Genomic DNA, 1220 nt, shown 5'->3' with positions numbered 1-1220 from the left:
GTCGCCGGACGCTACCAGCTTCTTTCCCGTTGGTGGGATGCCTACCGCAAGCAGCTTGGCCTGAAAGACTTCTCTCCGAAAAGTCAGGACGCTGTGGCATTGCAGCAGATTAAGGAGCGTGGCGCTTTACCTATGATTGATCGTGGTGATATCCGTCAGGCAATCGACCGTTGCAGCAATATCTGGGCTTCACTGCCGGGCGCTGGTTATGGTCAGTTCGAGCATAAGGCTGACAGCCTGATTGCAAAATTCAAAGAAGCGGGCGGAACGGTCAGAGAGATTGATGTATGAGCAGAGTCACCGCGATTATCTCCGCTCTGGTTATCTGCATCATCGTCTGCCTGTCATGGGCTGTTAATCATTACCGTGATAACGCCATTACCTACAAAGCCCAGCGCGACAAAAATGCCAGAGAACTGAAGCTGGCGAACGCGGCAATTACTGACATGCAGATGCGTCAGCGTGATGTTGCTGCGCTCGATGCAAAATACACGAAGGAGTTAGCTGATGCTAAAGCTGAAAATGATGCTCTGCGTGATGATGTTGCCGCTGGTCGTCGTCGGTTGCACATCAAAGCAGTCTGTCAGTCAGTGCGTGAAGCCACCACCGCCTCCGGCGTGGATAATGCAGCCTCCCCCCGACTGGCAGACACCGCTGAACGGGATTATTTCACCCTCAGAGAGAGGCTGATCACTATGCAAAAACAACTGGAAGGAACCCAGAAGTATATTAATGAGCAGTGCAGATAGAGTTGCCCATATCGATGGGCAACTCATGCAATTATTGTGAGCAATACACACGCGCTTCCAGCGGAGTATAAATGCCTAAAGTAATAAAACCGAGCAATCCATTTACGAATGTTTGCTGGGTTTCTGTTTTAACAACATTTTCTGCGCCGCCACAAATTTTGGCTGCATCGACAGTTTTCTTCTGCCCAATTCCAGAAACGAAGAAATGATGGGTGATGGTTTCCTTTGGTGCTACTGCTGCCGGTTTGTTTTGAACAGTAAACGTCTGTTGAGCACATCCTGTAATAAGCAGGGCCAGCGCAGTAGCGAGTAGCATTTTTTTCATGGTGTTATTCCCGATGCTTTTTGAAGTTCGCAGAATCGTATGTGTAGAAAATTAAACAAACCCTAAACAATGAGTTGAAATTTCATATTGTTAATATTTATTAATGTATGTCAGGTGCGATGAATCGTCATTGTATTCCCGGATTA

General features: G+C 47.6%; 3 protein-coding genes. 2 read left to right on the top strand and 1 reads right to left on the bottom strand.

The window, feature by feature from the left end; genetic code table 11:
• Window positions 1-291 (top strand): glycoside hydrolase family protein (locus tag P3R27_RS14295; RefSeq protein WP_301399123.1); only part of this gene is annotated, 291 nt, incomplete at its 5' end.
• Window positions 288-749, top strand: coding sequence for a prophage endopeptidase RzpD (gene rzpD / locus P3R27_RS14290; protein ID WP_000092275.1), 462 nt, complete (start codon window positions 288-290; stop codon window positions 747-749). The genes P3R27_RS14295 and rzpD, both read left to right, overlap by 4 nt.
• 31 nt (window positions 750-780) lie before the next feature.
• On the opposite strand, the gene bor is transcribed toward rzpD, so the two are convergent.
• Window positions 781-1074, bottom strand: a complete 294-nt coding sequence (bor, locus tag P3R27_RS14285; RefSeq protein WP_000738492.1) for a serum resistance lipoprotein Bor — start codon at window positions 1072-1074, stop codon at window positions 781-783.
• Window positions 1075-1220 lie beyond the last annotated feature (146 nt).

It is taken from the genome of Enterococcus spodopteracolus (assembly GCF_030441955.1).
Classification (GTDB): Bacteria; Bacillota; Bacilli; order Lactobacillales; family Enterococcaceae; genus Enterococcus_B; species Enterococcus_B spodopteracolus.
Note: the sequence above shows the minus strand (reverse complement) of the source record. Positions and strands in the feature narration are given on the sequence as shown.

Coding starts and splice junctions, on each gene's coding strand:
- rzpD (WP_000092275.1), top strand. CDS start 288: ATGAGCAGAGTCACCGCGATTATCTCCGCTCTGGTTATCTGCATCATC.
- bor (WP_000738492.1), bottom strand. CDS start 1,074: ATGAAAAAAATGCTACTCGCTACTGCGCTGGCCCTGCTTATTACAGGA.